The following is a 6494-nucleotide window of genomic DNA, read 5'->3' as shown; positions in this document are numbered from 1 at the left end:
GGGCGGGCGTCGTGGCGACGGGCACGCAGGAGCACTCGGTGATCCACCAGTCGGGGTGGAGCAGGTCGGCGCCGGGGTCGTTGGAGAACGGGTACTGGTTGTACAGCCAGGAGTACTGGGAGGTCAGCGTCATGCCGGCGCGCTTCGTGCCGTTCACCGCGATGTCCAGCGGCGCCGTGATCCCGCCGCCGCGCGGCGCGTCCGGGATGCTGTAGCGCACGGTGATCGCGTTGGCCGCCGCCGGGAGCGTGAACTCGACGTGCTCGCCCGGCGTGAGCTTGACCGCCTTACGGCCGGACGCCTCGGCCGGGAGCGTGTACGCGGTGCGGTCCGGCCCGATGACCGTGCCGTTCGTCAGCGCGTTCTCGGCCTCCTGCTCGGCGAACGCCACCTTCGCGCCCCGCCCCGCGACGAGCGCGGGGTCGAGGGCGGCCCGGGTGACGGCGGGGGCCGGATCGGTGGCGGGACGCGCGCCGGCCGGGGCCCCGGCCAGGACACCCAGGCCGAGGGCGGCCGCGGTCAACGAGGCGACGGTGGCCGCGTACAGGCCTGTTGGGCGTTGCGGTCTTCGCACCCGCGTTCCGAAACCGGTGAACTTCCGTGACATCGCAGGCCCGTTTCTCTTGGGAAGGGTGCGTCCGGGGGTGGAGCGGCCGCCGAGAAGGTGAGGCGACAGTAGGACCGGCACACCTCACCCCACAAGACTCCTGCGAGGAGATTTCCACCCAGTGACGTTCAGCTGCGCCGCATCATCGCTTTTTTGCATCCGTGAGCCGCAACATTGCGTACCCACTCAGGCCGCGCCCTCCCTCACCGAGGCAGCTGCCCCTCCCGGTTGACCTCCGTCACCCGCGCCCGCAGCACGAGCCCCGGCGACGCCGGCCGCACACTGCCGGGCGGGCAGTCCCATTCCGCCCCGCCGCCGGGAGGACGCAGCTGCACGTACGGGCCGACCCGCCCCATCACCCGGCCGACCCGCCCGTCCCGCGCGTCGACCGCGAACGACCCGGGCTCCGGCGTACACGCCTCCAGATCACCGGCCTCAGCCACCATGACCCGCCCTCTGCCCCTCCAGCACCTGCGACAGCCGCAACGCCGTGTCGAGGTTGCAGCGCCCCAGGTCGACGAGCGCGACGGGCCCGTCACCCGCGTACGAGAGCGGGTCGATCCGCAGCGACGGCAGCACGATCCCGACTCCCGCGAGCCCCCCACGCAACCGCGCCACCACCTCCTCGGCCTCCCGCACCCTGCCCACTGCCGCTTCGCGCCGTTCCGTAGTCGTCATGATCCATTCCTTCCACTCTGAGTAGTTCTGATGCATACCCAGCGTGTCCATTTGCTCGTTAGCCTGGAAGAGGTGCGGTTCCAACAACCACACGTGTGCCACAGGGAGTTGTCATGCCAGGGCCCAGAAACCTCGACCCGTCCTCCTCGCCACGCGCCCTTCTCGGCGCCGAACTCCGCCACCGAAGAGAGGACGCGGGCCTCTCCCAGACCGACCTCGGCGCCCCGCTCTTCGTCAGCGGCTCGTTCATCGGGCAGCTGGAGTCCGGGGTGCGGCGGATGCAGATGGACCAGGCGGAGAAGTTCGACGAAATCCTGGGCGCGGCCGGGTTCTTCGTACGGAACTGCGCGGCGCTGAAGAAGTCGAAGTACCCGGAACACTTCGCGGAGGCGGCGGAGGCGGAGGCCAGGGCGGAGGCGATCCGGGAGTACGCGCCTCAGCTCGTGCCCGGGCTGTTGCAGACGGAGGCGTATGCGCGGGCGGTGTTCCGCGAGGGGCTCCCGACTGCCACCGAGAGCGCGATCGACGAGTTGGTGGCCGCGAGGCTGGAGCGCGCGCAGCTTCTCACCGATCCAACAGTGCCGATGTTGTGGGTGGTGCTGGACGAGGCGGTGTTACGCCGGGTGGTGGCTGGGCCCGCCGTCATAGCGGCCGCCCTTCGTCATATCACCGGGCTGATGAGGAGGCATCGGGTCATCGCGCAAGTGCTGCCCTTCTCAGCAGGCGCACATATGGCACTCGAAGGTTCACTCAAGCTCATGGCCTTCGCTGACGCACCACCGCTGGCCTATCTACAAGGCCTGGGAACGGGGCAGTTACAGGACGATCCGGCTGCAGTCCGCCAGTACGAACTGACCTACGATCTGGTGGTGGCCAACGCGATCTCACCGGCAGCATCCCTGGCCTTGATCGAATCGGTGGCGGAGGATTACGACCATGAAGCTCAGCGGTTCTGACTACGACCTGTCCACGGCGACCTGGCACAAGTCCTCGTACAGCGGCGCAAGTGGCGGGGACTGCCTGGAGGTAGCCACCTGGCGCAAGTCCACGTACAGCGACGCCAGCGGGGGCAACTGCCTCGAAGTCCTCCACGGCGTCCCCGAGATCGTCCCCGTCCGCGACTCCAAGGTGACCGACGGCCCCGCGCTGATGTTCCACGCGGCGGCCTGGTCGACGTTCGTGGCGCGGCTGAAGCGCGCGTCCGGTGAGTCGGTGTCGGCGGTGCGGTAGCGCAGCCGACGAAAGTACGACGCGTGCCCGGCTCACGCCTCCCGTACCCGCGACAGGCGCTCGCGGATCGCGTCGGCCTCCGGGTCGTGCAGTTCGTCGAAGATCACCGTCGCGTCGCGCCAGACGCGCTCGGCCTCCGGGGTTCGGCCGGTCGCCTCGTACGTCTCTCCGAGCCGGACCAGGGTCTCGGCCTCGTGGTAGCGGTCGGCTGAGGAGCGGAACAGGGTGACGGCCTCGGCGTAGCTGGCGAGGGCGCGGTCGTAGAGGGCCAGGCGGTGGTAGGCGTAACCGAGGCTGTCGAGGGTGGCAGCCTGGCCGTTGTGGTCGCCGGTGCGCCGTTGGCGGTCCAGGGCCTGGGTGCAGCTGTCGATGGCGCGTTCGTAGTCGCCCTCGGCGGCGTGCAGCCAGCCGATGGCGTTGAGGGTGCGGGCCTCGCCGTCACGATTGCCGGAGAGGCGGTGGAGGCGGAGCGCTTCGTTGCCGTGGCCCAGGGCTTCGGCCAGACGGCCGCTCATGTAACAGAGCTCGACGTAGTTGTGGAGGGTCTGGGCCTGGCCGGCGGGATCGTCCAGGGCGGTGTAGAGGTCGAGGGCTCGGCGCATCTGTCCCTCGGCGGCGTCGAGGCCGTCCAGCCGGGAGTTGGCGCGGGCGAGCAGGCGGCACGCCATGGCCTGGCCCGCCGGGTCACCGGCCCTCTCGGCGGCGGCGAGTGCGGTCTCCTGGACCGCGCGCTGGTCCTGCCATAGGCCGTGCGGCGCGAGGTAGGCGGTGACCGCCCAGGCCAACTGCCAGCAGTACGTGCCGAATCCGTGCCGCGCGGCCTGGGTCACCGACCGCAACAGCACCTGGAGCTCGGTGGCGAACCACGCCAGTGCGGCGTCCGCATCGCGTGCGTGGTCCTCTTCGTCGTACCGGAGCCTCGGTACGGGGGTGACGGCCGTCCACTGCGGCTGCACGAGAACGGCCGCGCGGTGGGCGCGGTGCAGCAGGTGGTCGTAGAGCCGTTCGCGGGCGGCGCAGCGCTCCTCGGCCGGCTCCTGGGCGCAGACGAGTTCGGCGGCGTGAGCACGCACCAGGTCGTGGAAGACGTACCGGCCGGGGGTCTGCTCCGTCAGCAGGTGCAGCCGGGTGAGCTCCCTGAGCCGCGTCCGTACGTCCCGCTCCGGCACGCCCGCCATCGCGGCCGCCGCGGCGGGCGTGAGCTCGGGGCCGGGGTGCAGCCCGAGCAGCCGGAACAGCCGGGCCCCGTCATCGGTGAGGGCACGGCAGGACCAGGACATCGCCCGTCGCGCGTCGGCGTCGTCCAGCACGTCCAGCAGCGCCCGGGCAGGGCGCAGTTCGTCCGCGAAAGCGCGCAGGGGAGTGGCCGGATGACCGGCGACGCGTCCGGCGACCACCGCGAGGGCCAGCGGCAGCCGCCCGGTGGCCGCCACGATGTCCGCTGCGGCGGCCGGCTCGGCCACCACTCGCTCCCCGAGGTGGCGGACCAGCAGCCCCATGGACTCCTCCTCCGTCAGCACGTCCAGGCCGACGGGCCGGGCGCCCTCCCCGGTCACCAGCCCGCGCAGCCGCTCACGGCTGGTGACAACGACCACGCTGTGTCCTGCACCGGGGAGCAGCGGCCGTACGTGGTGGGAGTCCCGGGCGTTGTCCAGGACGACGAGCACGCGGCGCGCGGCCAGGAGGCTCCGGAGCAGCCCGGACCGGGCCTCCTCGCCTGCCGGGATCCGGGACTGGGGTACGCCGAGGGCCTCGATGAACCCGTGGAGTGCGTCGGTGGCGGGCAGGACGCCCTCCTCGTCGTATCCCCGCAGGTTCACGTGGAGTTGCCCGTCGGGGAACCGGTCGGCGGTCCGATGGGCCCAGTGCAGCACGAGGGCGGACTTCCCGACGCCCGCCATTCCGGTCACCGCGATGATCGTGGCGATGGCCGGGCGTCCGGGCGTGGAGGTCAGGAAGGAGTCGAGCGCCGCGAGGACCGCGTCCCGGCCGACGAAATCGGGGGTGACGGGCGGCAACTGCCGTGGGCTGAGCGCCGGACTCCCCGAGGGCGGCTGCGCGGCCGGGGCCTCCGCGTCCGTGGCTCCCGCCGCCGGGGTGGCGGCCAAGGGCGCGGCTGGGGCCTCGGAGGCCGCACCCGTCGGCACGCCGCGCTGCCGGAGGATGTCCTCGTGGAGGCGCGCCAGTTCGGGTCCGGGTTCGAGGCCGGTCTCCTGGACCAGTTCCTCGCGCGCCCGGCGGTACGCCTCCAGCGCACCGGACAGGTCACCGGTCCGGTGCAGGCCCAGCATCAGGTGGCCCCATGCCCGCTGCCGCAGCGGATGGCGCTCGACCAGGTCCCGCATCCGGCGGACCACCTCCCCACAGCGGTCCTCCTCGAGCAGGGCCGCGGCGAAGTCTTCCTCGGCGTGACAGCGGCGCTCCTCCAGCCGGCTCACCCAGCGCGTCAGCACGTCCGGCACCGGCAGTCCGTCGAGGACCGGGCCGCGCCACAGCTCCAGCGCCCGGTTCAGCTCCTGGCAGGCCAGGGCGGAGTCGCCGCGCGCCAGATCCTGCCGGCCGCGGGCGGCGGTCTGGTCGAAGAGGTCAATGTCCCGCTGGCCCGGCCCGACCCGGAGCAGGTACCCACCCGGTGCACGCAACAGCCCGTCCCCCAGGGCGTTCCGCAGGCCCCTCACATACGTACGGCGGTTCGCGGCGGCCGAGGGCGGCGGGTCCTCGCCCCAGAGAGCCGCGTCCAGGACGGCCGCGGGGACGGACTCGGAGGGGCGGCTGAGCAGAGTCGCCAGGACCAGACGCTGTTTGACGGAGCCCAGATCCACGCTCACATCACCGCGGTAGACCGCCAGGGAGCCGAGAAGAGCGAAACGCATCCGATACCACCCCACCCGCGGGCGCCGGGCTCACACGCGAGCCACCGCCGCGTTGTCCACACGCTGTGCGCACGCCGTACGCACGCTGTACGCGGATTATGCGCTGGTCAGCTTAGCGTGCCGCTTGCTGCGAACACCTACTCGGCAAGGAGTCCTTGATGCGAATGCCCCGGAGAGCTGTGCAGGCCGCACTGACCGCGGCGGTTGTGGGCGGAACGATGATCGCCATGGCGTCACCGGCCGCCGCCGCGACGCTGGCCCCGTCCTGCGTCTCACGCATGGTGACCGAGACGACCGACGGCTTCGATGTGCTGCTCTGGAACAAGTGCAGTGGCACCCAGTCCGTGAAGGTCGACGTCTCACTGGCCTCCGACAGCCCCTGTTACGTGATGTCGAAGGGGACCAGCAAGCTGTTCGTCTACCACGGCATCCTCGGCACGTATACGCGCACGCTGACCTGCTGACGCACGTCGTCGACCGAGGTGTACGGGTACGGACCGCGCCCTTCCGGCGGGGACCGTACCCGTACGCGCATCTCCACCCAGCCCCTCCCCCTCCTTCCCGCCCCGGACGTGGCGGGAGTGAAGATCCGATGCAGGATGAGCGCCTGGGCAGGGCGGCCCGGTTGGGGCCCATTACCCTCAATCCCCTTCCATCAGCGCCCACTTCTGCTCGGGCGATCACACTCCCTGGGGGACCGGAATGGCTTCCGTACTTCCGACGATCATCGTCGTGTTCTTCCTTGTCGCACTCGTCGCGTGGATAATCTCCGCGTTCACCGGCGGCCGGAGGGGCGGCGGCAACCGTCGCTGAGGGCGCGAATTCGCCCGCCTCATCCCCCGTGACGCCGCCTCCACCGTGCCGGTCCGACTCGCCGTGACCTTCGCCAAGAGCGGCGACTCGGCAGGACCACGCCGGAGGAGCAGCACCCCCCGACTGCACGCCCCGCTCACCCGCGGCGTGGACGGCGACACACCGCCCCCCCCCTCACGCATGCGGGCACGCCCACATCGCTCTCCACTCCGATTTTCGCCCGGGGCTCAAGCCCCGAGATCCGAGCGCTCTTTCAGCGGAATGGATGGCGGGATTGATTCCCACCCACCCTC

7 protein-coding genes are annotated in these 6494 nt (G+C 71.4%); 3 read left to right on the top strand and 4 right to left on the bottom strand.

Going from position 1 to position 6494, the window contains the following annotated elements:
- From EAO72_RS41080 to EAO72_RS41070, 3 genes are all read right to left on the bottom strand, one after another.
- Positions 1–607: carbohydrate-binding protein (locus tag EAO72_RS41080; protein WP_459112836.1), on the bottom strand; the 607-nt coding region annotated here is incomplete at its 3' end.
- A 203-nt stretch (positions 608–810) separates the two neighbouring features.
- Positions 811–1053 carry a hypothetical protein gene (locus tag EAO72_RS41075; protein ID WP_148022484.1) on the bottom strand — a complete coding sequence of 81 codons (243 nt, stop codon included), beginning with the start codon at positions 1051–1053 and terminating at the stop codon, positions 811–813.
- Entirely contained in the window at positions 1043–1285 is a 243-nt protein-coding gene (locus EAO72_RS41070; protein WP_315986337.1) for a hypothetical protein, read from the bottom strand. The genes EAO72_RS41075 and EAO72_RS41070 overlap by 11 nt, the downstream gene beginning before the upstream one ends.
- A 113-nt stretch (positions 1286–1398) precedes the next feature.
- On the opposite strand from EAO72_RS41070, the gene EAO72_RS41065 reads away from it, so the two are divergent.
- Positions 1399–2241, top strand: a complete 843-nt coding sequence (locus EAO72_RS41065; protein ID WP_148022483.1) for a helix-turn-helix domain-containing protein — start codon at positions 1399–1401, stop codon at positions 2239–2241.
- The gene (locus EAO72_RS41060; RefSeq protein ID WP_148022482.1) at positions 2222–2515 is read left to right on the top strand and encodes a DUF397 domain-containing protein; all 294 of its coding nucleotides are present in this window, start codon (positions 2222–2224) and stop codon (positions 2513–2515) included. The genes EAO72_RS41065 and EAO72_RS41060 overlap by 20 nt, the downstream gene beginning before the upstream one ends.
- A gap of 32 nt (positions 2516–2547) precedes the next feature.
- Here EAO72_RS41060 and EAO72_RS41055 read toward each other — a convergent pair whose 3' ends face one another.
- The gene (locus tag EAO72_RS41055) at positions 2548–5388 is read right to left on the bottom strand and encodes an AfsR/SARP family transcriptional regulator (protein WP_148022481.1); all 2841 of its coding nucleotides are present in this window, start codon (positions 5386–5388) and stop codon (positions 2548–2550) included.
- A gap of 164 nt (positions 5389–5552) precedes the next feature.
- Between EAO72_RS41055 and EAO72_RS41050 the strand changes: the two genes are divergently transcribed.
- Positions 5553–5852: a beta-Ig-H3/fasciclin gene (locus EAO72_RS41050; RefSeq protein ID WP_261991875.1), complete on the top strand. Its 300-nt coding sequence runs from the start codon at positions 5553–5555 to the stop codon at positions 5850–5852.
- Positions 5853–6494 lie beyond the last annotated feature (642 nt).

Origin of the sequence: Streptomyces sp. OR43, assembly GCF_008042275.1 — a bacterium.
Classification (GTDB): Bacteria; Actinomycetota; Actinomycetes; order Streptomycetales; family Streptomycetaceae; genus Streptomyces.
The sequence above is the reverse complement of the archived record's forward strand: the minus strand, read 5'-3'. Positions and strand labels throughout refer to the sequence as shown.

Excerpts from the sequence above, each read along its gene's own strand:
- EAO72_RS41060 (WP_148022482.1), top strand. The coding sequence starts at position 2,222 with ATGAAGCTCAGCGGTTCTGACTACGACCTGTCCACGGCGACCTGGCAC.
- EAO72_RS41075 (WP_148022484.1), bottom strand. The coding sequence starts at position 1,053 with ATGGTGGCTGAGGCCGGTGATCTGGAGGCGTGTACGCCGGAGCCCGGG.
- EAO72_RS41050 (WP_261991875.1), top strand. The coding sequence starts at position 5,553 with ATGCCCCGGAGAGCTGTGCAGGCCGCACTGACCGCGGCGGTTGTGGGC.
- EAO72_RS41055 (WP_148022481.1), bottom strand. The coding sequence starts at position 5,388 with ATGCGTTTCGCTCTTCTCGGCTCCCTGGCGGTCTACCGCGGTGATGTG.
- EAO72_RS41070 (WP_315986337.1), bottom strand. The coding sequence starts at position 1,285 with ATGACGACTACGGAACGGCGCGAAGCGGCAGTGGGCAGGGTGCGGGAG.
- EAO72_RS41065 (WP_148022483.1), top strand. The coding sequence starts at position 1,399 with ATGCCAGGGCCCAGAAACCTCGACCCGTCCTCCTCGCCACGCGCCCTT.